Raw genomic sequence first — 24,765 nt, forward strand, 5'->3', positions numbered from 1 at the left:
GGGTACTTGCAATTTGTCCGCTGTTGTAAACATTTTCTGACACTCGGCGACAAAAAAGCCGTGGGGTCACCACGGCCGGATGGCACCCCCACAGGGGTAGAGGCTCAGCCTTGGCGCAGCGTGCGCGAGTGGCTGTGCACCGCTTCCACCAGCGCGGACACATGTTCGGGCGGGGTGAATTGGCTGATGCCATGGCCCAGGTTGAAGATGTGGGTGGGGCCGGTGGTGGTCTTGTCGGTATGGGGCTTGCCAAAGCTGTCCAGCACGGCACGCGCCTGGGCGGCCACCTGCTCGGGCGGGGCAAACAGCACGTTCGGATCGATATTGCCTTGCAGCGCCTTGCCAGGGCCGCCGACGGCGCCGCCGACGATGGCACGGGCCTGGCCCAGGTTGGCGGTCCAGTCCAGGCCCAGCACTTCGCAGTCCAGCGCGTTCATCTGGTCCAGCCAGATGCCACCGCCCTTGGTGAAGACAATGCGCGGCACGTCCTGGCCATCCACGCCGGTGCGCTTGAGCTGGCTGAGCACGCGCTTGGTGTAGGCCAGGCTGAACTGCTGGAACATGCCGTCGGCCAGCACGCCGCCCCAGCTGTCAAAAATCATCACTGCCTGGGCGCCGGCGTCGATCTGGGCATTCAGGTACACGGCCACGCTGTCGGCATTCACTTCCAGGATGCGGTGCATCAGGTCCGGGCGGGCGTACATCAGGCTCTTGACCAGGCGGTAGTCGTCGCTGCCGCCGCCTTCCACCATGTAGCAAGCCAGCGTCCAGGGGCTGCCGGAGAACCCAATCAGCGGCACGCGGCCGTTCAGCGCCTTGCGGATGCTGGTGACGGCATCGAACACATAGCGCAGCTTGTCCATATCGGGCACGGCCAACTGGGCCACGGCCGCTTCATCGCGCACCACCTTGGCGAACTTGGGCCCCTCACCCTGGGCGAAGGTCAGGCCCAGGCCCATGGCGTCAGGCACGGTGAGGATGTCGCTGAACAGGATGGCCGCATCCAGCGGAAAGCGTTCCAGCGGCTGCAGCGTGACCTCGGTGGCGTAGTCCACGTTGGTGGCCAGGCCCATGAAGCTGCCGGCCTGGGCGCGGGTGGCGCGGTATTCGGGCAGGTAGCGGCCGGCCTGGCGCATCAGCCACAGCGGCGTGTAATCGGTGGCCTGGCGGCGGCAGGCGCGCAGAAAGGTGTCGTTCTGAAGGGGGGCAAAAGACATGAAAAGGCTCACACGGGTGGGTTGGCATGCGGCAGCAAAGGCGCACACCAGCGTGCCGGGGCCGGGCAGCGCGCTGGCAGCGCCCGGCAAGGCAGGTATACGGGGGGAGCGGGCAGTGTACCGGATGCCTTTTGCACGCACCGGCATGCCGCACTGTGGCAGCGGGGTTCCCGCGCCGAAGCTGACGCAGCGCAAACCGCGGGGTGCGGGGGCGCCGGCAGCAGGGGGAGGGGTGCGCGCGGCGGCGGGCTTGGGTAGGATGCGCTGCTTTGTGACGAAAGAGCCTCCGTACCGTGACCTTGCCCGAGACCTTGCACATTCCTGCCTTCCAGAGCTTCACGCTGGCCATCCTGCTGTTCTTCGTGGGGCAGAAGCTGGCGGCCGCCTGGGAGCCGCTGCGCCGCTACAACATCCCCGAGCCGGTGGTAGGTGGTTTCCTGTGCGCCTGCGTGGTGGGGCTGGCCTATGGCGTGCTGGGGCTGCGCATCGAGTTCGATCTGCAGGTGCGTGACCAGTTGCTGCTGTACTTCTTTGCCGGCATCGGTCTGAAGTCCGACCTCAAGACGCTCAAGGAAGGCGGCAAGCCGCTGGCCATCCTGCTGGTGCTGGCATCGGGCTTCATCGTGCTGCAGAATGTGCTGGGCATGGGACTTGCCGGACTGTTCGGGCTGGACCCGCGTGCCGGGCTGATGACCGGCTCCATCGCCCTGACCGGTGGCGTGGCCACCACGCTGACCTGGGCACCGCACTTCGTGGACCAACTGCAGATCGCCAATGCCATGGAACTGGGCATGGCCACCAATATGGTGGGGCTGATTGCCGCCTGCAGCATTGGCGGCCCCATCGCCGGCTGGCTGATGCGCCGCCATGCCATCCACGGCAGCGATGCCCGGCCGCTGGATGTGGGCGTGTCCAACAAGCAGGCGGCGGTCACGCTGGACTACTACGGCGTGCTGCGCGCCTGGCTGTGGCTGAACATGGCGCTGATGATCGGCGGTGTGCTGACCCCGCTGTTTCAGGAAATGGGCCTGCAGCTGCCCATGTTCGTGGGCTGCCTGATCGGCGGCATCGTGCTGCGCAACACCGCCGGGCGCTGGATGTTGGGCCGCAAGCAGCACAAGCTGGGCCAGTTCCATTGGCAGAGCATGCGCCAGGGCCTGGCCATGATTTCGGACATCTGTCTGGGCCTGTTCCTGACCATGGCGCTGATGGGTCTGCAGCTGTGGGTGCTGCAGGGATCTCTGGGCTTTGTGCTGACGGTGCTGGTACTGCAGGTGCTGATGGCCATTGTCTTCACCGCCTTCGTGGTGTTCCGCGCCATGGGGCGTGACTACGAGGCGGTGGTGATCTGCGCGGGCTTTGGCGGCATCACGCTGGGCTCCACGGCCACGGCCGTGGCGAACATGACGGCCGTGGCACGCAGCCATGGCGCGGCGCACCGGGCCTTCATCGTGGTGCCGCTGGTCTGCGGCTTCTTTGTGGACATCATCAACGCCCTGGTGGTGCAGTTCATGGCACGCTGAGCGGGCGCGAAGGGCGGCAGTGACATGCCGCTGTCACGCGACCATCACGGGGGTGACATATGCGGCACGCACACTGCGTGCTGTGAGACGGAGCGAGCCAACAGGGACGGCAGTGCGGACAACCACTGCCGTGACAGACCCGGCTTCGGACTCACACGAATTCCCCGCAGGGGGTGGAGGCCGCATGGACAGCATCAGCATTCCCGACGTGGGCGCACTGGGCAGCAGCCCGCTGTCGTCCACCCCTGTTCCCCAGAGTCGCGGCGCCGCCAGCCCGGCACTGAGTGTAGGCTGGGCCCGCCATCTGGACGAGGTGCGTGCCGCCCAGCGCCTGCGCCACCAGATCTTTGCCGGCGAACTGGGTGCCAAACTGCCCACCGACCAGCCCCACAGCCTGCCGGGCCACGATGTGGACCATTTCGACGATTTCTGTGAACACCTGCTGGTGCGAGACCAGGTCACGCAGAAGGTGGTGGGCACCTACCGCCTGCTGACCCCCAGCCAGGCCCGCCGCGCCGGCGGCCTGTACTCCGAAGGCGAGTTTGACTGCAGCGCGCTGGCGCCCTTGCGCAACGACATGGTGGAGCTGGGCCGCAGCTGCGTGCACCAGGACTACCGCAGCGGTGCCGCCATCTTGGCGCTGTGGGGCGCGTTGGCCGACTTCATGCAGCGCAACCGGCTGCAGTCCATGGTGGGCTGTGCCAGCCTGCCGCTGCACCACCCCGGGCTGACCTATGGCGAAGGCGCCGCGCGCATCTGGGCGCAGCTGCCGGCCAAAAGCCATTGCCAGCCGCAGTGGCATGTGCGCCCGCTGCTGCCGCTGCCCCTGCGCGAAGCCGAGATTGCGGCCCAGCCCCAGCCGGTGGTGGAGCTGCCGCCGCTGGTGCACGGCTATCTGCGCATGGGGGCCCGGGTGCTGGGGGCTCCGGCGTGGGACCCCGATTTCCAGACGGCCGATCTGCCCATCATGCTGCAGATTGCGGATCTTCCTGCGCGCTACCGGCGCATGCTGGGCTGCTGAATCCCCTTGGCTGATGGTTGGGGCGCTTCCGCGGGGCGCCCCTTCTGCGTTTGGAACCCATCGGGTGCTCCGCATCCCTTGGGTTGCAGCGCAGTGCCAGGTGCCTCTGTCTCAGGCCGCAGCGTCCAGCAGACGGCGGTGTTCCAGCTTGATGCAGGCGTCCTGCACCACCATCAGCCCGGCCTGCGCGGCCAGGGTTGCGGCTTCGGCGTTGACCACGCCCTGCTGCAGCCACAGGCAGCGCGCGCCCACGACCACGGCTTCCTGGGCGATGGGGCCGATGGCCTCGCTCTTGCGGAAGCAATCCACGATATCCACCTCCAGCCCTTCGGCGGCCAGGCCGGCGGCGGCCTCCGTCACGCTGGCGTAGACGCGCTCGCCCAGAATCTGGCCGCCTGCGGCGGCGACCACCGGGTTGACGGGAATCGTGCGCAGCCCATGCTGCTGCAGGTAGGCGGCCACTTCGTGGCTGGGGCGATCGGCCTGGGGTGAGAGACCCACGACGACGATGGTGGGGGCGGCCTGCAGCAGGTCCCGCAGGGCGGTGTCGGATGCGGTGGTGATCATGGGCACAGTGTGCGGCATCTGGCACTGCCCGTCTGTCACCCGCGGACGCAGTGCCCGGGAGGCGCTTGCCGCATGCTCCCACGCGATCTGTCTGCCGAACTCAGACCCCGTAGTGGTAGCGGTCGCGGTTCAGTGGGTCTTCATCGGCGGGCGCCAGGCTCACCAGGCCCAGGCCGCTGAGCAGCAGCACCACCAGACCGAACAGGTAGACCGCCACCGCCAGGCCTAGGCTCAGCGGGTAGACAGCCTGCAGCAGGCGGCAGGCATCGCCCAGGCCGGACAACAGGCTGCACTGCTGCAGCGCCGGCATGTGCATGTACCAGACCACGGCCAGCAGCAGGGCCCCTACCGTGAGCAGGGCACCGCGCCAGTGCAGGCCGCCGAACAGCGTGGCCAGCAGGCACAGCGGCACCGCCGCACCCCAGGCCAGCATCAGCAGCCAGGCGGTCATCGGGGAATGGGCCAGCATGCGTTCCAGCAGGTCCCAGTGCGGCAGCGTGTGCAGCAAGGTCAGCAGGTTCCACACCGTGGGCAGCACCGCCACACTGGCCAGCAGGCCGAACACGGCGGCGCCGCACAGCAGCACGCGCTGGCGCGGCGTGCGCCGGGGAGTGGGGATCAGGACGGAAAGCTGGATGCTGGCCATGGCAATCTCCTCGCGGCGGGACGTACGGCGGGGGATGCCGCCACTGCGCCTGCGCACTGTCTGGAGCCAGTCTAGGGGGCTTGGCCTGCTGCTGCGTGTAGGCCAAGTGGGTCCGTTGGGCGGATTGATTAGGTGTTAACCCTTGGTCTTCGAGGGCGCAGTCCCCTGCGGCGGCGACGGGCGGCCTGATCCACGGCGCAAGTTGTTGTCCCCTGGCCGCAAGGAGGCACTCACGTCGTTGCGCAGTGCATGTGGCATGGGCCCAGGCGGCGGCGGGCTTCTCCGCCCGGGCAGGAGCGGTGACGCGTTTACAGCGCTGCCAGGGCCTGGCGCACTTCGGTGGTGGACAGCAGCTCGGTCAGCACCTGCGGGGCCTTGCCCGGCGCGTAGAGCACATAGACCGGCACGCCGCTGCGGCCCAGGCGCGCCAGTTCGGCGGTGATGGCCGGGTCGCGCCGTGTCCAGTCGGCACGCAGCAGGGCCACCTGGCGCGCGGCAAAGTCGGCCAGCACGTCCGTGTCGGACAGCGTGGTTTTCTTGTTGAACTGGCAGGTCACGCACCAGGCCGCGGTGAAATCCACAAACACGGGCTGGCCGGCGGCCTGCAGGCTGGCGACCCGCTCGGCGCTCCAGGGCTGCCACAGTGCGGTGCTGTGGCCTGCGGAAGCCGATGTGGCGGCCTCCACCGGTTGCACCACCAGGCGGCCTGCCGTGGGCAGCAGCCACACGGCCAGGGCCAGCACCAGGGCGCCCAGCGCCCAGCGGCTGCGTCCCTGCAGCGTCAGCGCCCACACCAGGGCGGCCAGCAGCAGCAGCAGGCCCAGCAGTGCGGCGCTGCCGTCGATACCGCTTTGCTGGCCCAGCACCCAGACCAGCCAGACCACGGTGGCGAACATGGGAAAAGCCATGGCGCGGCGGAAGGTGTCCATCCACGCGCCGGGGCGGGGCAGCCAGCGCAGCAGGGCCGGCACCCAGCCCACGACGACAAAAGGCAGGGCCATGCCCACGCCCAGGGCGGCAAACACCGTCAGCGCCTGCACGGCCGGCATGCCCACGGCAAAGCCCAGCGACGCCCCCATGAAGGGCGCGGTGCAGGGGGAGGCGATGGCCACGGCCAGCACGCCTGACAGGAGCGCATCCACCACCGGGTGGCGGGCCTGGGCGCTGGCCCAGCGGCTGGGCAGCAGCATGCGCAGCTCGAACAGGCCCGCCAGGTTCAGGCCGATCAGCGTGAACAGCGCGGCCAGCAGGGCCACCACGGCCGGGGACTGCAGCTGGAAACCCCAGCCCAGTTGTTCCCCTGCCGCGCGCAGGCCCAGCAGCAGGCCGCCCAGGGCCAGAAAGCTCAGCACCACGCCCGCGCCATAGGCCAGGCCGGCGGTACGGCGTGCGGCCGGGGCGGTGTCCGGTTGGGCCAGGGCCAGCAGCTTGATGGCCAGCACGGGGAAGACGCAGGGCATCAGATTCAGGATCAGGCCGCCGATCAGACCGCCCAGCACCGCCAGCCACAGGCTGGAAGCGCTGGCGCCGGGGGCCGGTGGCGCGGGCGTGGCGGCATTGCGGTTGGCCTCCAGTGCCGCCGCCAGCGCCGGGGAGACGGTGGCCAGCTGCACGGCTTTCCACTGGCCTTCGACCGGCGCCTCCATGCGCCAGGCCTGGGCAGGCGGGGCATGGACCACATCGCTGCCCGCGGTGGGCAGGCCCAGCACGACCGGCAGGCGGGCGGGCGTGTCGCCGCGCATCTCGGACAGCGGCAGCTCGGCCGTCCAGGTGCTGCCCTTCCAGGCCTGGGTCCAGTCCTTGCCCAGTTCGGCGGCATGGCGGAAGGTGTCGCTGGATTCCGGGTAGAAGGCCAGGGTCTGGCCCTGGGCGGCGGCGGGCAGGCCGTTCACCTGCAGTTGCAGGCGCTCGCCGCCGGGCAGCACGGTAAAGCGCGCGTCGCCTTGCAAGGCCTGGGGGGCCAGCCGGGCGGCCGCCGCAAAGTCGGCGGCCGCCATGGCCACGCTGCCTTGTGCGGGAAGGTCCAGCGTGAAGCTGCCGTCCTCGGGAATGCATTCCACCCGGCACACCAGCCAGCTGGCCTGCAGCTGGATGCGGACCATGCCCTGGGCGTCCGGTGCAAAGCCGGCCGCGATGGTGGCGGGCACGGGCAGCAGCACGGTGCCTTCATAGCCGTAGTTCAGCAGATCGCCGACCCGGATCTGCTGGGGCATGGGCCAGGCAATGTCGCCAGCGGTGATGCCGGCCGGCAGTTGCCAGCTCAGCTGGGTGGCCAGGCCGGAATCGCCGGCGTTCTTCCAGTAGGTGTGCCAGCCGGGCTGGTGGTGGATGCGCAGCCCCAGGGTCAGGGGCTGACCAGGAGCAATGCCCTCGGGGGCCAGGGCCACCAGCTCGGCCCGCACGCGCGGGGTTTCCACCGTCGCCGATGCGCCGGGGGCTGCCGTGGCGGCCTGGGCCGATCCCAGCTTGAGCTGGATCTGTGCCTGCGCGCTACCCGAAAAAAGGAGCAGACACGCCAATGTCAGTGCGCTGAGGAGCGCAAAAAAAGCAGTGAGACGAAGGCGGGGGAGCGGGGCGGTGGAGGGCAAAACGGGCATGGCGGAAGTTGGAGGCGCAGACGCCATTTTGGTTCCTGCGCAGAAAACCGGTCGCCGGGCCGCCCTGCCGCACCGCTGTGCGTGCTGATATTGGCGTTGCAGCAGCAAGCGCACCGGGGCGTTGGCGCCGGTGGCGGTCAGCGGTTGGCTTCAGGATCATCCCCGCCCAGGCTGCACACGGGGGTTGGCGGCTGGCCGCCGACCTCGGCCGGTGTGGCCTGGGGCGTGGCGGGCCCGTCGGGCAGCATATGGGCCTGGCGCCAATGGCCCCAGCGGTAGTAGGCCAGGCTCAGCAGCATGGCGCACAGCGAACTGATGGGAAAGCTCCACCAGATGGCGTCCACCCCCAGCCAGGGCTGCATCCACTGCGCCACGGGCACGCGCACGCCCCATAGCGCCAGACCCAGAATGACCAGGGGCGGAATCACCGCGCCGGTGGAGCGCACCACACCCGACAGCACAAAGGTCACGCCAAAGAACACAAAGGAGCCGATGGCGATGTGGTTCAGGTGGCGCGCCGGCTCCAGCGCAGCGCTGCCGGCCGGCAGAAACCAGCCCAGGACCAGCCGGTCGGCCAGCACGATCAGCGCGATCAGCAGACCGGTCATGCCCACATTGGCCCAGACCCCGGCGCGGGCCGTGCCGTCCACCCGGTCCCAGCGGCGGGCGCCCACGTTCTGTGCCGCCATGGACGAGCAGGCCGCCCCGATGGCCATGGCCGGCATCTGCACATAGGTCCACAGCTGCAAGGCCGCGCCGTAGGCGGACGACAGCTCGACCCCATGCAGATTGACCAGGCGCATCACCATGATCATGGCCAGGGAGATCAGCACAATCTGCGCTCCCATCGGCAGCCCCTTGGTGATGAGGGTGCGCACGATGGTGGGCTGGGGGCGGAACAGGTGCAGCTCGCTGCGGCCTATCCACAGCGGGTGGCGGCGGCGGTACAGCCACAGCAGCATGGCCACAAAGCTGATGGCATTGGCCACCAGCGTGGCCGTGGCGGCGCCGGTGATGCCCATGCGCGGCACCGGACCCCAGCCAAAGATCAGCAGCGGGTTCAGCAGCACATCCAGCACCACCACCAGCAGCAGGAACAGGAAAGGCGTGCGCGTGTCGCCTGCGCCGCGCAGCACGGCGGAGACAAAGGCAAACAGATACAGCAGCGGCATGGCCAGGAAGATGATGCGCAGATAGCTTTCCGCCAGTGGCAGCGCGGCATCGGGCGTGTCCATCCACTGCAGGATCAGCCGCGACAGCGGAAAGCCCACCACGGCGATCAGCACCGACACCGCACCAAAGAAACTGGCGCTGGTGCCCATCACCGCCCGGGCCTGGGCCAGGTTCTTGGCCCCCATGGCCTGGGCCACCAGGATGGTGGCCGCCATGCCCACGCCAAACACCAGACCGATCAGCAGGAACAGGATGTTGTTGGCATTGGCCGTGGCCGTCAATGCCGCCTCGCCCAGGTACTTGCCCACCCACACGGCATTGACCGAGCCGTTGAGCGACTGCAGCACATTGCCCGCCAGAATCGGCAGCGCAAACGCCACCAGGGTGCGGGCGATGGGGCCTTGGGTCAGGTCGCGGATGGGAGCGCGGTGCGGTGTGGATGCCATGTCGGCATTGTGGCGGGCGGCGGCCGGCTGTCCAGCCGCCATGTGACGCAGACCTGTCCGCGAGATGCGCACCATCGGCGAAGGGACGGTTTCCACCGGGGCCCGTACGGATTCCGGTGACCTGCTGGACCTCTGCATGCCCTTCGCATGCCCTCTGCGGGGCTGTCGCCAGATCCGGGCGCCAAGCCTCTAAGATGCGGCCATGGCCTCCCGCACTTTCCCCCCCCAGCCTGCCGCCCCCGATTCCTCCGCGATGCCGCGCTGGCCCGCCCGCTACTGGGCCCAGGTGTCGGCGCGCGACTTTGCGCTGGCGCAGACCAACGGTCTGGCCGCCTCCACCGTGGCCGTGCTGCCCGTGGGCGCGGTGGAGCAGCATGGCCCGCACCTGCCGCTGTCGGTGGACAGCACCCTGGTGGACGGCATGGTGGCCGCGGCGCTGCCGCACCTGCCAGCCGACACCCCGGTGCTGGTGCTGCCCACGCAGCAGATCGGCCTGAGCCTGGAGCACGAAAGCTATGCCGGCACCTTGGGCCTGTCGCCTGCCACGCTGCTGGCGCTGTGGACCGAGATCGGTGCCTGTGTGGCCCGGGCGGGCGTGCACAAGCTGCTGATCTTCAACGCCCACGGCGGCAATGTCAGCAGCATGGACATCGTCGCGCGCCAGCTGCGCATGCAGTGCGGTCTGCTGGTCTACCACAGCAGCTGGTTCAACCTGCCGTTGCAGGGCAGCGACCAGGCCTTCAGCGCCCATGAGCACCGCTTTGGCGTGCACGGCGGGGAAATGGAGACTTCCATGCTGCTGCACCTGGCGCCCGAGCGGGTGCACATGGAGCATGCGCAGAATTTCAGCTCCACCTCCGAGCAGCGCGCGCAGCACTACCCCATTCTGGGCAATGGAAAAAGCGCCAAGCTGGGCTGGGCCATGCAGGACTACAACCCCTGTGGGGCCGCCGGCAACGCGGCCGCGGCCGATGCGGCGCGTGGCCAGGCGCTGGTAGATGCGGTGGGCGTGAGCCTGGCGGCGCTGCTGGAGGAGATACACCGGCTGCCGGCGAGCACCGTGGGGGCGGAGCCTACGCCGCTGGGGTGAGGTGGCTGTTGCACAGCTTGGCTTGTGCTGCGTGATGGATGCTGTTTGGATAGCTGCTTGTGCGCTTGCACGTGGCGCTGGAACCTGTTTCTAGTCAGCTTCTGCTGTGGCTTTGTTGGCCGAGGCCGGAGCGAAATCCCGGCCTCCGAATCACGCCGCACGACGAGGACTGCAGCCGACTCAAAGCAGAGCGTCTGACAGCGGCGCACAAACAGCCTATTGGAATCACGCCGCCACAGGCCCTGCCTTCCCACTCTCCACCACAAACTGCGCCAGGGTGTAGACCGGGCTGTCGGCGCTCAGCGGGTCGGCCACGGCGCGCAATTGGGTGCGCAGGGTCTGGGGGGTGATGTCCACCAGGCTGTAGCCGCGTTCTTCACAGCGGGCCAGCAGCACCTGGGGGTTGTGGGCGCGCAGGGCGTCCACCTTGTCCTGGCTGGTACCGCTGCGCGAGCTGATGGAGGTGCCGCAGAACTCGCTGGCCAGTACGGGGTTGTCCTTGTCCAGCGGGCGGTCGGCCAGGGTGGGGACGGCGCAGACATAGTTCTGGTGGATGTCACCGCCCAGCAGCACGCTGTTGTGCGGGGCGGCGTCGGCGATCTGCCGGGTCAGGCGCTGGCGGGCTGCCGGGTAGCCGTCCCAGCTGTCGGTGGACTGGGCGCCGCTGGGCCTGCGGCGGGCGGTGAACAAGGTGGTCTGGGCGACCACGCTCCACCGGGCGGCTTCCGCGCGGTGGCGGCTGTCGGCCTGCAACTGGCGGCCCAGCCAGGCTTCCTGCTCCCGGCCCAGAAAGCTGCGGGCGGGGGCGAACAGCTTCGGGCAGCGGTCCGCGTGCACGCTGCCGCTGTCGGCCTTGCCCGGTGTGCGGCAGGCTTGCGGGCTGCGGTACTGGCGGCCATCCAGCAGATGGAACCGGGCCAGCGATCCCCAGTGCAGACTGCGGTACAGCTGCAGCCCCTGCATGCTGCGCTGCAGTGCCCCGGCGCGCAGCGGCATGTTTTCATAGAACGCCTGCCAGGCGGCCATGCGCCGGGCCAGAAAGGCGGTGGCCTCGCCCAGGCCCTGGTCGGCCGCATAGTCGTTTTCCACCTCGTGGTCGTCCCAGATCACGCTCCAGTTGCACTGGGCGTGGGCGGCCTGCAGCAGCGGATCGCTTTTGTGCAGTGCATAGCGGTCGCGGTAGTCCTGCAGGGTGCGGGCCGTGGGCAGCGGCTGGGGACGGGCCAGGCCTTCGGTCTTGGCGGGCTGGGCGTACTCGTAGATGTAGTCGCCCAGAAACAGCACCAGGTCCGGCTGGTCCTGCACTACGGAACGCCAGGCGGCGTAGTGGCCGTGCTCCCAGCGCTGGCAGGAGGCAAAGGCCAGGCGCAGCCGCTGCACCGTCGCACCGGGTGCTGGCGCGGTGCAGCAGCGGCCGGTGGTGCTGGTGGCATCGCCCTGCATGAAGCGGTAGAAGTAGCTGCGCCCCGCTGCCAGCCCGTTGACCTGCACATGCACGGCATGGCCCCATTCCGGCAGTGCCTGGGCCTGGCCGCTGGCGGCGATGCGACGAAAACCCGGGTCGTGGGCCAGCTCCCAGCGCACCGTCAGCGCCGACAACTGCGGCGCATCCGCCTGGCCCAGCCAGTGGGCGGGCGGCGTCAGCCGGGTCCAGAGCAGCACGTTATCGGGCTGCGGGTCGCCACTGGCCACGCCCAGGGTGAACGGGTCGTGGTCGGGGTGGGCGATTCCGCCGGCAGGGGCACTGCGGGCCCAGGCGGGCAGCAGCCCCAGTGCGCTGCCCAGGCAGGAGGCCTGCAGCAGCTGTCGGCGGGTGGGCGGCTGGCGAGAAAAGAGAGGCAGGGTCATGGCAGGCGGGTGATGCGTTCCGGAGCTGCGGCGCTTCCGATGGCGGTGACCGTAGCCCCGTTAGGCCGGCAGGGCCGCATGCCAGCCGACCGGTGTGCCGACGGGCCGGGGTGGTCGGTCTCAGCCGACCGCATCCATGCCGCGCGGCAGCAGGCGCAGGTGGGTGAACTGCCAATGGTGCAGCGCCTCGCGCAGGATCAGCAGGGCCGCAGCCCCGTGCGGATCACCGGGCAGATCCGGGTCCAGGCCGCCGTAGTGGCGGCTGGACTGGGCCACCAGGCGCTCGAACAGCGCCTCGATGGCCTCGCGCGTGACGGCGGGAGGTGCGCAATCGGGGGCGGGCGGCAACATGCCCAGCTCCGGATCGCCGGCGGCCAGGCGGGCGATCTGCAGCAGCAGCGGATCGCGCGTGGCCAGCACGGTGTGGGGTGGCACCAGGCGGGCCAGCGGCATCACGGCGTCTTCCACCACCATGATGCCGGCCTCCAGCTGGGCGGGCGTGGGCATGTCGCGCTTGAAGGTGCGCTGCGTCAGCATGTGCAGGCCCAGGTGCATGTAGTGCACCACCGGCGTGGGGTGGCCCTGGTTGCCTTCGCTGACCAGCAGGTAGCAGGCGGAATCGCCTACATCGAACAGGGCCACCGCTTCGTGGGCCTGCACCGCCGGCCCCAGCAGTGCGCGCAGCTGCTGCATGGTGGCGACCGTGGGCGTGGGGTCGAGGGAGGGGTCTTGTTCGGGGCGGAGAATGGTTCCGGACATGGCGCGCAGGCTCCGTGGCGGTGCAAAACCCCGGTTGTAAGCCAATCGGCAAAGCCCTACGACCTGGGTAGGGCGCAGGCCAGGGGATCCGCCCGGGGACATGCCCGGGCCTGCGTCAGGCGAAGGTGGCCCAGTCGCGGGTCTGCGGCGTATCCAGGTGGTTCAGCGTGTTGAAGGTCTGCAGCATCATGCGTTTGGGGCTGATGCTGAACTCCGTCACCGCGCTGTTGCGGATGCGCATGTTCAGTGCAATGCTGGCTTCGGGCGTGGTGCCCAGGACCTGGGCCACGGCGGCGGAAATGGGGCCACCGCTGCTGACCACCAGTACATTGCCGCCCGCGTGCTGCTGGCGGATGCGCTCCAGCGTGCTGCGGATGCCGCCGGAGAAGTCGTCCCAGCTGGGCATGCCGGCTGGGGTGATGACACCGCTCATCCACTGGGCCAGTGCATCGCACAGCAGGCGGAAATGGTGGCGGTAGCGCTCGGGGGTGTCGGCCTTGCCCAGCGGTTCGGGGTGGATGCAGCGGATCAGCGCGTGGCTGTCGTATTCGTTGAGGGCCGGCAGTGCCTCGGCGGCGGGCAGGCCCGGCAGCTGGCGGGCGATGCCTTCCAGCGTCTGGGCGTGGCGGCGCAGCGTGCCGGTGAACACGGCGTCGAACGGCTGACCGCGCTCCTGCCAGTACTGGCCCAGGCACTCAGCCTGCTCCATGCCCCGGGGGCTGAGCTGGTCATAGTCGTCGGCCCCGAAAGATGCCTGGCCGTGGCGTACAAGGTAGAGGGTTCCCATGCCGCGCATTGTGGGCAGGCAGCTGGCGCGCACATGTCGTGCGGGCGACGCAAAAACCGTGTGCTGTCGCCTGTGCGTCCGGTGCGTCCGGGGAGCTGGGCCGCCCGTCGGGAGGCCGAGCCTGTGTTTACAGCAGGACCTGGCCGTGCACGCAGGTGACCGTGTGCCCACCCACCCACAGGGCGCCGGTGGCATCGGGGGTGATGGCGATCTCGCCCGCACGGCCCACGCACACGCCCTGGTTGGCGGTATAGGGTGCCTGCAGCCAGCCCTCGGCGGTCAGCCACTGGGCCAGGGCTGCGTTCAGGCTGCCGGTGACCGGGTCTTCCATGGTCAGGGAGGAGACCAGGCCGCGCACTTCCAGCTGCACGCTGGCCGCGGCAGGCGCGTTTTCGCCCACGCGGCTGCCGGCAAAGGCACGCGCTTCGCGGCTGGAGCGGCCGATCAGGGCGCCGGTGTCTTCCTGCGGGTAGCGTGCCGCCAGTCCCAGCTTCTGGCCGGTGGCGGCCAGGCGCGGCCAGTCCGGCTCCAGGGCCAGCAGGGTGTCGGGATCGTCCAGCAACATACCCATCCAGGGACTGCCGTTGTACAGCTGCTGGGCGGCCAGTACCTGGGCGGGCTCCAGGCCCAGTGCCGCCGTGACCTGGGCGAGCAGGGCGGGTTCCACCGCCTGGCGCTGGAGTGCCGGGGCGCAGAACGCCAGGCGCTGGTCGCGCCGGGCAATCTGCACCAGACCCTGCTGGCATTCCTGCAGCACATGGGTGCTGCTGTGCGGTTGTCCGCCATGGGCCAGCCAGGCATGGCAGCTGCCCAGCGTGGGGTGGCCGGCAAAGGCCAGCTCGCCCTCGGGCGTGAAGATGCGCAGGCGGTAATCGGCCCCTTGTGCCGCCGCTTCGGCACTGGGCGGCAGCACAAACGTGGTTTCGGACAGATTGGTCCAGCAGGCGAACTGCTGCATCTGCGCATCCGACAGGCCGCTGGCGTCCAGCACTACCGCCACCGGGTTGCCCAGGTAGGGGACGGCGGTGAAGACATCGACGGTCATCAAGGGGCGGGAGCGCAGGACGGAGGCTGGCATGGCGGCAGGCAAGGGCAGAAAAGAACAACGCGGTGCAGGCTGTGGCTGAACGGGTTCAGGCAGCCCGGCACCGCGCCGGAGGCGCCACGCACGGGGCGTGGCGGCAAGCAGGCGGTCAGGCCTGCGATTGTGCGCGGATGGCGTCCGCCAGGGCGGCGATGCCCTGGTTGATCTGCTCGGCCGACACGGTCACATAGGACAGGCGCAGGGTGTTGGTCTGGGCGTCGCCGGCGTAGAAGGGGGCGCCGGGCACAAAAGCCATCTGGCGCTCCACGGCCTTGGCCAGCAGGGCCTGGGCGTCCATGCCCTGGGGCAGCTGGACCCACAGGAACATGCCGCCGACCGGACGGGTCCACTGCACGTCCAGGCCGGCCATTTCGCGCTCCAGCGCGGCCAGCATCACGTCGCGCTGGGCCTTGTACATGGCGCGGATGGTGGGCACGTGGCGGTCCAGGAAGCCATCCTTGATGACTTCGGCCACCACGCGCTGGTTGAAGCTGGGGGTGTGCAGGTCGGCGGCCTGCTTGGCCTGGGTCAGCTTGCCGTAGACCGACTTGGGCGCCACGATGAAGCCAATGCGCAGGCCGGGGGCCAGCACCTTGGAGAACGAGCCCATGTAGATCACGCCTTCGGGGTTGCGCGCGGCCAGGGGCAGGGGGGGCTCGCCTTCGTACCAGAGGTCACCGTAGGGGTTGTCTTCGACCAGCGGGATGTCCAGTTCCTTGGCCTTTTCCACCAGCGCCTGGCGGCGCGCTTCGCTCATGGTGCGGCCGGTGGGGTTCTGGAAGTTGGGCAGCACGTAGGCGACGCGGGCCTTGTCGGCACCGCTGCCGACCTGGGCGGCAAAGTCTTCCACCAGCATGCCTTCGTCATCGCTGTCCACGCCCACGGCCACAGGCTCCATGGGGGTGAAAGCCTGCAGGGCGCCCAGGTAGGTGGGCTTTTCGACCAGGATGCGGCTGCCTGCGTCTAGGAACACCTTGCCGATCAGGTCCAGCGCCTGCTGGCTGCCGGTGGTGATCAGGACCTGCTCGGGGTCCACATTCCAGGGCAGGAAATCGGCCACTGCCTGGCGCAGGGCCGGCAGGCCTTCGGTGGTGGAGTACTGCAGGGCGGCAGCACCGTCACGCTGCATCACGGTCTGGCAGGCGGCGGTGAACGCGTCCAGGGGGAAAGCCTTGGGGGAAGGCAGGCCACCGGCCATGCTGATGATGCCGGGGCGGTCGGTCAGCTTCAGAATTTCGCGGATCGCGGAGGAATTCATCTTGGCGGCACGTGCAGCCAGGGTCCAGTTCGTCATAACTCAATCTCAAAAATCGGCGCACGCCCTGTGCGGGCGCGTTGCGGCGGAAGGAGCATGCCGTTGTGCAGCATGTGCCGGCGAGCAGTGCGAGCGCTGGCATCGGCAGGCGCAGGCAGGGACGGTCGGCAGGAAACAGGGGCACAGCCTTTGGGGATAACGCAGGCTGCGGATGAGAGCTATTGTGGGGGGGCGGATGGCATGGCTGGGAAAGTTGGGGAAAAAAACTGTGTGCAGTCTGGGGGTGTCTGGCACCAAATTGGGGACAGGATAGGAGGCCGGCTCAGGCCCGCAGCATCCACGCCGCAGTCAGCACCAGCAGCGCGGCCATGCCCCGGTTGAACCACAGCAGCCGCCGGCCCTGGGCCAGCCAGCCGCGCAGCAGCGCACCGATGCAGGCATAAAGCAGGTTGCTGGCAAAGGCATAGCAGACCATGACCGGCAGCACCACGGCCAGGCGCTGCAGGCCATCGGGCTGGCCGGCGACCCAGCCCGCGACGATGGTGAGCGCCAGCAGCCAGGCCTTGATGTTGACGAACTGCAGGGCCACGCCCTGCCAGAAGCCAACGTGCAGCTGTTCGCTGCGGGCCTGGGCCAGCTGGCCGCTGTTCCACAACCGGAACGCCAGCCATAGCAAATAGGCAATGCCCACGCCCTGGATCAGCCAGCGCAGCGCCGGTGCGGCCGTGACCATGGCGCCGATGCCGGCAGCGCACAGCAGCAGCAACAGGCTCCAGCCGCAGGGCACGGCCAGCACAAAGCGCATGCTGCGGCGCAGGCCGAGGTTGGCGGCCAGGGCGGTGGACAAGGTGGTGTTGGGGCCGGGGCTGAAGCTCATGGCCGAGGCCAGCACCAGCAGGGCGGTGAATTCGTGCAAAGGCATGGGAGACGGAAGCAATCCGCGCCACTGTAGGCGCGCGCACCCGGCTTGCCTACGGCGCTATCCCTAGGGTGTGGCCTCTGGTGTGTGGGTGCATGCGGTGCAGCAAGCCAGAAGGGGCGCTGCTGGAGTGGCTGCCCGAGCCGGGTGGCGCCATTCTGTTCCGTTCGCCGCACTGGGCGCCCGCGCCCGTCGAAGCCATGGCGCAAGGGGCGTGCCGCTGCGCTGGCCGTAGCATTTTCGGCGCAGTGCCGCAGAAGAGCGCTTTTTACAGCGCCAGGCGCTCGGCCGGCCATTCGCTGATGGTGCGCAGCAGCGTGCGGTTCACATGCTCCAGGTCGATGTCATAGCGCGCACACAGCTCGCGCACCACGGGGCCGTCTTCCTTTTCCAGCGCCTTGGCCAGCAGCAGGCTGGGGGCGTAGGGGCCGTCTTCCTCCACGGCGGCTTCGTGGATGCGTTCGGACAGCGGCAGGCGCTGCAGCGTCTGGCTCAGCGGCTCGTCCAGCAGCTCGTCCAGGCGCGAGAACAGGCCGCACAGATAGACCTCGCTGCGCAGCTCCTGGCTGACGCCGGGGTCCAGCAGGCGTTCGGTCAGCTGGGCACGCATCACGGTGGCGGCGCGGATGGGCTGCAGGTCCTTGTCGGCGCTGGCCTGGGTCAACTGGTTGGCCAGCCACTGCTTGAGCTGGCTGTAGCCCAGCATCACAAAGCCCATGCGCAGCGAGTCCACCCCTGAGCGCAGGGCCAGCGAGGCCGAGTTGGTGAACACCATGAAGCGGTAGGCCAGCATGGGGTCTTCGCTCAGGATCTGTTCGAAGCTTTCAAAGGATTCGTCGGCGTCCACGGCCTTGAGCAGGCGCATCACATGGTCGTGGCTCGGGGCCAGCGCCCGTTCGCCGCGCAGCTTGTGCTGCACGTCTTCCGACGGCCAGCCCACAATGGCAGCAGCGCGGTGCTGGTCCAGGCAGCGGTGCATGATGGCGCGGCTGTGCAGCTCTTCATACATCTGGCCGTCCAGCAGCGCCAGATGTTCGGGAGCCGGTGCGCCGGGCGACAGCTGCATCAGCTGGATGGCATCCTGCGGTGCCAGGCGCAGCATGCTGCTGGTGAACCAGCGGGCGCTGTCGGCATCGGGCAGGTCGTTGAGCGCGCCGCGCCATACCATGCGCACACCGCGCGCCTGGGCACGCTGCACCAGGTCGTAGAGTGCGGAATCGGCCAGCCATTCGCCGCGCACTTCGATCAGCTGCTGCGCATCGCGTACGGTGTGCTGCAGCAGCAGACCCAGCAGGTGGCGCGATTGGGGCGACAGGATGAGCCGGGGCGCCGTGGGCGCCGCCATTTCCTGCAGCATGCGCAGGAAATGCGGGACATCGGGCTGGTCGTCGCCGCCCTCGTGCATGAACAGCTGCACACCCGCCAGTTTGCGGGCGGCATTCCACAGTGGGCGGTAGCCCAGGGCCAAAGAGGTGAGCGCAGTCTGAACCATGCAGCGATATTAGGCCGAAGCCCGCTCGATCAGTTGATGAAATTGAACAGCGACAGCTTCTGGATGGAAGCGTAGGACTGCATGGCGGCTGATACCGTCAGCTGCTGGTTCTGCAGCAGGGACAGCGCTGCAATGTATTCCGAATCGTTCATGTCTTCGGCGGCGGCGCGCTGGCCTTCCATCTGCTCGTTGCGCGCCAGCAGGGTCTTGCCGATGCGGTCGGACTGTTGCATCAGATCGCCAGCATAGCTGCGGACCGTCGAGACACGGTTCATGGCGGTGTCGATCTCGGCTTGCACCTTGGCCAGGCCATGGGCCAGTTCGCCGAAGGCGGTGGTGCCATCCATCTTGCCACTGTTGCGGGAGGCGGCAATGGCACTGTCCAGCACCGAGAACAGGTCGGTGCGTTCGCTTTGCTTGACGGTGAAGCCGTCGCCGTTGGCCGGCACGCCGGTGATGGTCAGGTCCATGCCGCCCACGCGGATGGCGTCGCCCGACTTGTAGGCCAGGTTGGTCATGGGGTTGCCTGCCGTGTCATTGACCGGGTTGCCCGCGCTGTCGACCACGCTGTAGGTGGTGGTGCCGCTGGCATCGACCGTGAACTGGATGGTCTGCGGGCCCACAAAGGCGGCTGCGGCCGAAGGGTCCTTGATGGTGCCGACATTGCTCCAGGCCTTGCCGGTGTTGGGGGTGTAGGTGGGCGGGGTGGTGGCCGGGGTCACTTCGACGCCCAGTTCCACGGCCAGCACGCCGTTGCCGGTGGAGCCGCTCATGAAGGCCAGGGCGCCGTCCAGGGTGCTGGCGATGCCGTAGTCGCTGCTCGACTGCTGGCCGGCCTGGCCGTCGTACTGGTACTTGCCGGAGATGACCTGCTCCTGGCTGTCCAGGCCACGGAACAAGGGCAGGCCGTTGCTGTCCTTGCGGTTGGCGTAGCCCAGGATCTGGTTGCGCAGGCTTTCCATCTGCTGCACCAGCGCATCGCGCTCGGTCTGGGTGAAGCTGCCGTTGCCGGCCTGCACCGTCAGGTCGCGGAAGGACTGCAGTGCGTCCACCATTTCACCCAGGGTCGATTCGCCGTAGGTGATGGTGGCCGTCTGCGCATCCAGCGCGCGCTGGTCGGTGTCCAGGCGCGACAGGCGGGTGCGGGCACGTTCGGCCTGGGCGGCGCCGACGGGGTCGTCGCTGGCGCGCAGGACTTTTTTCTTGGCCGAGACATGCTCGATCTGGTCGGCCAGCTCTTTTTGCTGCTTGCTCAACATGTTCACGGTGTTCGCGTACATGGTGGCCGTGCTGTAACGGTTGACGTTCGCCATGGAAAGCTCCTACAGAATCAGTGGTTGACAGCGTTGAGCACGCTGTCAAAAAGGCTTTGGGCGATCTGGATCACCTTGGCCGACGCCTGGTAGGCCTGCTGGAATTGCAGCAGGCGTGCCGCTTCCTCGTCCTGGTTCACGCCGGAGACCGCGGTGCGTTCGTTTTCCAGGCTGGCAGCCACATTGGCCGACAGCTCGGCGGCGTACTGGGCACTTTGGGTGCGGGTGCCGACCACGGCCATGGCAGAGGAGAAGCCGTCGGTCAGCGTGGTGCCGTTGTCGAAAATCTTGGCATCGCGCAGATCCAGGAAGGCCGTGGCATTGCCGGAGTTGCGCTTCCAGGCGTCGCCCAGTGCAGGTTCCAGGGCATTGCTCACCTGCACGGTGTCGCCGGTCTTGGGGGTGCCGTTCAGCGTGATCTGCCAACCGTCGATGTTGATGGGCTTGCCCGACTGGTAGGGCTGAGGGCCCGACAGGTTGCCGGGGTAGTCGTAGGTGATGGCGCCCGTGCCGGGATCGACCGTGAAGGTGATGGCCACCGGGGTGCCGATGGGGGGCACACCCGTGCCCGTGGACTTGAGCTGCAGCAGCTGCAAGGTGCCCTGGTTGTCCTGGCTGATGGCCGCCGACACGGGGTTGGAAACGGCCAGATCCTCGGGCGTGTAGACCAGGGCCTTGATGTCGCTGGCGGCGGAGCTGAAGGGCTTGAACAGAATGCTCTGGCCTTGTGCGCCCGCATTGGCGTCGGCATCCAGCGAGAAGGTCAGTCCGTCGACGGTGAAAGTGGACGACCCGGCCGTGGGGCCGGCGGCATAGCCCAGTGCAGGGTCGTTCAGCGCGCGGGTCTTGCCGTCCGACAGCCGCACAATCTTGGTGTCGGTCGGGTGGCTGGCACCGAAAATGATCTTGTAGTCCGAGGCCACCAGGGCATGGGTGTCGGTGAACGCGACCGAGGCCGAGGGCGTCCCCAGGTCATAGCCAGGGATGTTGCTGTAGCCCGGCATGCTGGTGGGCAGGGCAAACAATTCGGTGCCGGGCACGCCGCTGAGCGTCAGACCCAGCTGGTTCTGCTTGTTCAGCTCGGTCCCGATGGACAGCGCCAGGCGCCCCATCAGATTGCGGCCTTCGACCAGGTCTTCGTTGTTGAACTTGAGCAGGCCTGCAATCTCGCCGCCCGCCACCATGCCCGCCGTCAGTTCCACCTTCTCGCCACTGGGCTGGCTGAAGTACAGCGACAGCTTGCCGCTGCCGGGGTAGTCGGTGGATTCGCTGACGCTCAACTGGGCGGCGCTGGCACCCAGCACCAGGGCCTGGCTGCCACCCACAAACAGGTTGATGCTGCCGTCATCGGCCGCCACCTGGGTGGTCTTGACGTACTGGTTGATCTCGCGGACCACCTGGTCGCGCTGGTCCAGCAGGTCGTTGGGGCTGTGGCCGGCGGCCAGGGCGCGGCTGATCTGGGTGTTGAGCGTGGCGACCTGGGTGGCCAGGCTGTTGACCACGATCACATCGTTGCCGATCTGCTGCTTGGTGACGTAGTCCTGCTCTTCCAGCGCCGTGGACGAAGCGCGAAAGCGCGATGCCAGCTCGGACATGCGGGTGAGCACCACATTGCGTGCCGTGGAGTCGGTCGGCGAGGTTTCCAGGTCGGCGAACGCATTCATCATGTTGGTGATGGCTGCGCCCAGGCCTGCGTCACCGCCGGCGTAAACGTCCTGCATCTGCGTCAGCGACTGGGAGCGTGCGGCATCGGCGGCGCTGGCGGCGTTGGCCGCGTTGGATTGCTTGTTCAGCAGCTCGCTGTAGTTGCGCATCACCGTGGCGACGGAGACCCCGTTGCCGATGTAGCCGTTGCCCCGGTTCTGGCCGGCGACGGTCTGCAGCGCCACGGTCTGGCGCGAATAGCCCGGCGTGTTGACGTTGGCAATGTTGTGGCCGATGGTCTGCAGGGCAGCCTGGTTGGCCGTCAGGGCCGAGACTCCGACATTCAGTAAGCTCATGTTGGCGCTTCCTTAAGCTTGGTTGCTGCGCTGCACGGCCACGGCACTTTCGATGGCGCGGGTCAGCTTGTTGGCGTATTGGGGATCGGTGGCGTAGCCCGCTTGCTGCAGGGCCTTGGCATAGGCATTGGCAGAGCCGGCGCTGGCCACGTTCTGGGCCTGTTCGTAGCGCGGGTTCTCGGTGATCAGGCGGGCGTAGTCGCGGAACGAGTCTTCATACGAGTCGTAGGCGCGGAACTTGGCCTTGACCTTGCGGGGCACACCGTCGATGTATTCGGTGGTGGTGACTTCGGCCACCTTGCCGCTCCAGCCCTTGCCGGCCTTGATGCCGAACAGGTTGAAGGAGTTGCTGCCATCGGCGTTGCGGATGGCGCTCTTGCCCCAGCCGGTCTCGTGGCCGGCCTGGCCCACCATGAAGCTCGCGGGAATGCCGCTTTCCTGGGCCACGCGCTGCGCGGAGGGCAGGTGCGCCTGGACAAAGCTGTCGCGTCCCTTGGGGGGCGGCGCATAGGCGTCCACCGCCGGGGTGCTGCCCTTGTTCCAGCTGCTGCCGCTCAGACTGGTGGCGGCCCGGCTTTGGCTGGCAAAGCTGAGGGTGGACGTCATGCTGAAGTTGCGCTGCGCCAGGGCGTTGTCATCGCCCAGCAGGCTGGCCATCTCTCCGGTCACATTGGCGGCGGCGAGGTTGTCCTTGCCGATGGAGCGCGAGATCTGGGCCGTGATGGCATCGCTCAGGCCGCGGGGCATGCCGGACATGGCGACCGACATCTGCTGGTCGTACATGTCGTTGGCCAGGCTGGTGGCCGAGTTGTCCAGCAGGCCCGACTTCATGGTCGCGTCGCGCATGCTCTTGATCATCTCGCGCATGAACAGCGATTCGAGCTGCTTGGCCGCTTCGCGTGCGGCCTTGGGGTCGTTCGACTGGGTCTTGAGCGAGTTGAGGGACTGTACGTCGCTGACCAGCGCGTTTTGGGCGTTGAAAGAGAGGGAGCTCATATCACCTCCAGTTCGGCGTTCAGTGCGCCGGCGGACTTGATGGCCTGCAGGATGGCCAGCAGATCCTGGGGAGTGGCCCCCAGGGCATTGAGGGAACGCACCACGTCGGCCAGCTGGGGCGAGGCGGGCATGTTGATGACCTTGCCCGGCTCTTGCGAGACCTGGATGGAGGCCTTCTCAGCCACCACCGTCTGGCCCTGCGAGAACGGGCCGGGCTGGCTGATGACGGGGGTGGAATTGATGGTGATGGCCAGGTTGCCGTGGGCAATGGCGCAGGGGCCCAAGGTCACGGCCTGGTTCATCACGATGGAGCCGGTACGGGCGTTGATGACCACTTTGGCGGCCGGCTTGCTGTTTTGCAGCGTCAGTTCTTCGATGTCGGCAATGAAGCTGACCCGGGCGCCGGAGAATTCAGGGGCACGCACTTCCACGGTGCGGCCGTCCAGTGCCGTCGCGGTGCCCGCGCCATGGCGGTTGTTGATGGCCTTCACCACTTGGCTGGCCATCTGGAAATCGGAGGCGTTCAAGCCCAGGCGGATGGTGCTGCCTTCGTTGAGCGGCGTCGGAATGGCGCGTTCCACCTGGCCGCCCAGCGGAATGCGGCCGGCGCTCAGGTGGTTGATCTGGACCTTGGAGCCGGCCTGGGAGGCCCCGGCACCGCCCACCACCATATTGCCCTGGGCCAGCGCGTAGATTTCGCCGTCGGCACCGCGCAGCGGGGTGACGATCAGCGTGCCGCCCTTGAGCGACTTGGCATTGCCCATGGAGGACACCACCACGTCAATCTGCTGACCAGGCTGGGAGAAGGGAGGGAGCTCGGCGGTGACGATCACGGCCGCCACGTTCTTGAGCTGCAGACTGTTCATGTTGGCAGTCGCAGGCAGCGTGATGCCCATTTGCTGCAGATAGTTCGCCAGCGTCTGCGTGGTGTAGGGCATCTGCGTGGTCTGGTCGCCCGTGCCATCCAGGCCGACCACCAGACCATAACCGGTCAACTGGTTGCTGCGTACGCCTTGCACGGCAGCCACTTCCTTGATGCGCACGGCCTGCGCGGGCGGTGCCAGCATGCTGCCGCACAGGGCAGCGAGCAGGAAAATGCCGTGAGCTGTGCGGAACTTGGGAAGTGTGGACAGTACTTTCATACTGCCCGATTCTGGAGACGATCAGAACGGCATAAAGTTCAAAAAGAACGAGGACAACCAGCCAATTGACTGGGCTGATCCCTGCTGGCCGCGGCTGCGCGATTCCACGCGCACATTGGCTACCTGGGTGGACGCAATCACGCTGTTGGGCTGCAGCATGTAGGGGTCCACGGTGCCGGTGAAGCGCAGCACATCGACGTTGTGGTTCACGCCAATCTGTTTCTCGCCCGCCACGATCAGGTGGCCGTTGGGCAGCACATCGATGACGGTGGTGGTAATGGAGCCGGTGAAGGCGTTGGCGCTTTCGGTGCCGCCGGCGCCGGAGAACTTGTTGTCGCTTTCCATGCCGGCGCCCAGCTTGCCCAGAATGCTGGCGCCGGGCTTCATGAACGGAATGGCGCTGACACTGGAGGTCATCTCGTTGCTGCGGTTGACGCTGGACGACTGCTTCTGGCTGGCCGTGACCTTTTCCGTGATGGCAATGGTCACGATATCGCCCACCAGGCGGGCTTTGCGGTTTTCAAACGGCGGGCGGTAGCGGTTGCTCTGGAACAGGCTGCCGGTCGTGGCCGCAGACGGGGCTGGCGCGGTGATGGCCGCCGCAGTCAGCGGCTGGGTGGGCAGACCCATTTCCACTGGCGGTGGATCGTTGAAGGCGCAGCCGCTCAGGACCAGGGTGGCACCGATCCAGATGCTGGTGCGCAGGGGCGGGCGGCCAGGGGTCGGGCGGTGCGACAGCAGCGAAAAACGGGAGGGCGTGGTCATGGCAGGTATTCCATTCGCAAAATCAGGAGTGGCTTGAGCAAGCACCACAAGGTTTTCAAGGTGGACTTCACCTGAAAACCTTGCTGGATGCGCTGAAGCGGCTCACTTAATAAGAGAGCTTGAAA

20 protein-coding genes are annotated in these 24,765 nt (G+C 67.9%); 3 read left to right on the forward strand and 17 right to left on the reverse strand.

The window, feature by feature from the left end; all coding sequences use genetic code 11:
• Positions 1-104 precede the first annotated feature (104 nt).
• The gene (gene hemE / locus B3349_RS08315) at positions 105-1,217 is read right to left on the reverse strand and encodes a uroporphyrinogen decarboxylase (protein ID WP_291588204.1); all 1,113 of its coding nucleotides are present in this window, start codon (positions 1,215-1,217) and stop codon (positions 105-107) included.
• Between the two features lie 293 nt (positions 1,218-1,510).
• Between hemE and gltS the strand changes: the two genes are divergently transcribed.
• Both gltS and B3349_RS08325 read left to right on the forward strand, forming a co-directional pair.
• On the forward strand, positions 1,511-2,740 hold the full coding sequence (gltS, locus tag B3349_RS08320) for a sodium/glutamate symporter (protein ID WP_291588205.1): 1,230 nt from the start codon (positions 1,511-1,513) through the stop codon (positions 2,738-2,740).
• Between the two features lie 184 nt (positions 2,741-2,924).
• The gene (locus tag B3349_RS08325) at positions 2,925-3,761 is read left to right on the forward strand and encodes a GNAT family N-acetyltransferase (protein WP_291588206.1); all 837 of its coding nucleotides are present in this window, start codon (positions 2,925-2,927) and stop codon (positions 3,759-3,761) included.
• 111 nt (positions 3,762-3,872) lie between these two features.
• Here the strand turns inward: B3349_RS08325 and B3349_RS08330 are convergent, their stop codons facing one another.
• From B3349_RS08330 to B3349_RS08345, 4 genes are all read right to left on the reverse strand, one after another.
• Positions 3,873-4,328 carry a CoA-binding protein gene (locus B3349_RS08330; RefSeq protein ID WP_291588207.1) on the reverse strand — a complete coding sequence of 152 codons (456 nt, stop codon included), beginning with the start codon at positions 4,326-4,328 and terminating at the stop codon, positions 3,873-3,875.
• Positions 4,329-4,428: 100 nt separating this feature from the next.
• Positions 4,429-4,974 carry a hypothetical protein gene (locus tag B3349_RS08335; RefSeq protein ID WP_291588208.1) on the reverse strand — a complete coding sequence of 182 codons (546 nt, stop codon included), beginning with the start codon at positions 4,972-4,974 and terminating at the stop codon, positions 4,429-4,431.
• Between the two features lie 308 nt (positions 4,975-5,282).
• Positions 5,283-7,571, reverse strand: a complete 2,289-nt coding sequence (locus tag B3349_RS08340) for a protein-disulfide reductase DsbD family protein (protein WP_414646864.1) — start codon at positions 7,569-7,571, stop codon at positions 5,283-5,285.
• A gap of 137 nt (positions 7,572-7,708) precedes the next feature.
• A complete protein-coding gene (locus tag B3349_RS08345; RefSeq protein ID WP_291588209.1) occupies positions 7,709-9,190 on the reverse strand; it encodes an MATE family efflux transporter in 1,482 nt (493 codons plus the stop codon).
• A 202-nt stretch (positions 9,191-9,392) separates the two neighbouring features.
• Between B3349_RS08345 and B3349_RS08350 the strand changes: the two genes are divergently transcribed.
• Positions 9,393-10,280, forward strand: a complete 888-nt coding sequence (locus B3349_RS08350) for a creatininase family protein (protein WP_291588210.1) — start codon at positions 9,393-9,395, stop codon at positions 10,278-10,280.
• 225 nt (positions 10,281-10,505) lie between these two features.
• Here the strand turns inward: B3349_RS08350 and B3349_RS08355 are convergent, their stop codons facing one another.
• The 12 genes from B3349_RS08355 to B3349_RS08410 form a co-directional block, all read right to left on the reverse strand.
• Complete coding sequence (locus tag B3349_RS08355) at positions 10,506-12,128, reverse strand: alkaline phosphatase D family protein (RefSeq protein WP_291588211.1); 1,623 nt, start codon at positions 12,126-12,128, stop codon at positions 10,506-10,508.
• 120 nt (positions 12,129-12,248) lie between these two features.
• Positions 12,249-12,887, reverse strand: coding sequence for a hypothetical protein (locus tag B3349_RS08360; RefSeq protein WP_291588212.1), 639 nt, complete (start codon positions 12,885-12,887; stop codon positions 12,249-12,251).
• A 115-nt stretch (positions 12,888-13,002) separates the two neighbouring features.
• Positions 13,003-13,674, reverse strand: a complete 672-nt coding sequence (locus B3349_RS08365) for a histidine phosphatase family protein (protein ID WP_280012813.1) — start codon at positions 13,672-13,674, stop codon at positions 13,003-13,005.
• Positions 13,675-13,801: 127 nt separating this feature from the next.
• The gene (locus B3349_RS08370; protein ID WP_291588213.1) at positions 13,802-14,752 is read right to left on the reverse strand and encodes a PhzF family protein; all 951 of its coding nucleotides are present in this window, start codon (positions 14,750-14,752) and stop codon (positions 13,802-13,804) included.
• A gap of 115 nt (positions 14,753-14,867) precedes the next feature.
• Positions 14,868-16,052: an aminotransferase-like domain-containing protein gene (locus B3349_RS08375; RefSeq protein ID WP_291588214.1), complete on the reverse strand. Its 1,185-nt coding sequence runs from the start codon at positions 16,050-16,052 to the stop codon at positions 14,868-14,870.
• A 283-nt stretch (positions 16,053-16,335) separates the two neighbouring features.
• Positions 16,336-16,935 (reverse strand): LysE family translocator, encoded by a 600-nt coding sequence (locus tag B3349_RS08380; protein WP_291588215.1) that lies wholly within the window; start codon positions 16,933-16,935, stop codon positions 16,336-16,338.
• Positions 16,936-17,200: 265 nt separating this feature from the next.
• A complete protein-coding gene (locus B3349_RS08385) occupies positions 17,201-18,424 on the reverse strand; it encodes an HDOD domain-containing protein (RefSeq protein WP_291588216.1) in 1,224 nt (407 codons plus the stop codon).
• A gap of 29 nt (positions 18,425-18,453) precedes the next feature.
• Positions 18,454-19,737 carry a flagellar hook-associated protein FlgL gene (gene flgL / locus B3349_RS08390; RefSeq protein WP_283339808.1) on the reverse strand — a complete coding sequence of 428 codons (1,284 nt, stop codon included), beginning with the start codon at positions 19,735-19,737 and terminating at the stop codon, positions 18,454-18,456.
• Between the two features lie 17 nt (positions 19,738-19,754).
• Positions 19,755-21,737 (reverse strand): flagellar hook-associated protein FlgK, encoded by a 1,983-nt coding sequence (gene flgK, locus B3349_RS08395; protein ID WP_291588217.1) that lies wholly within the window; start codon positions 21,735-21,737, stop codon positions 19,755-19,757.
• 12 nt (positions 21,738-21,749) lie between these two features.
• The gene (gene flgJ / locus B3349_RS08400; protein ID WP_291588218.1) at positions 21,750-22,733 is read right to left on the reverse strand and encodes a flagellar assembly peptidoglycan hydrolase FlgJ; all 984 of its coding nucleotides are present in this window, start codon (positions 22,731-22,733) and stop codon (positions 21,750-21,752) included.
• Entirely contained in the window at positions 22,730-23,875 is a 1,146-nt protein-coding gene (locus B3349_RS08405) for a flagellar basal body P-ring protein FlgI (RefSeq protein ID WP_291588219.1), read from the reverse strand. Before B3349_RS08405 ends, flgJ begins: the two co-directional genes overlap by 4 nt.
• Positions 23,876-23,896: 21 nt before the next feature.
• The gene (locus B3349_RS08410; protein ID WP_291588220.1) at positions 23,897-24,640 is read right to left on the reverse strand and encodes a flagellar basal body L-ring protein FlgH; all 744 of its coding nucleotides are present in this window, start codon (positions 24,638-24,640) and stop codon (positions 23,897-23,899) included.
• Positions 24,641-24,765: the final 125 nt, after the last annotated feature.

The sequence above is a fragment of the Comamonas sp. UBA7528 genome (genome assembly GCF_002479375.1).
In the GTDB taxonomy this organism is placed as follows: Bacteria; Pseudomonadota; Gammaproteobacteria; order Burkholderiales; family Burkholderiaceae_C; genus Comamonas.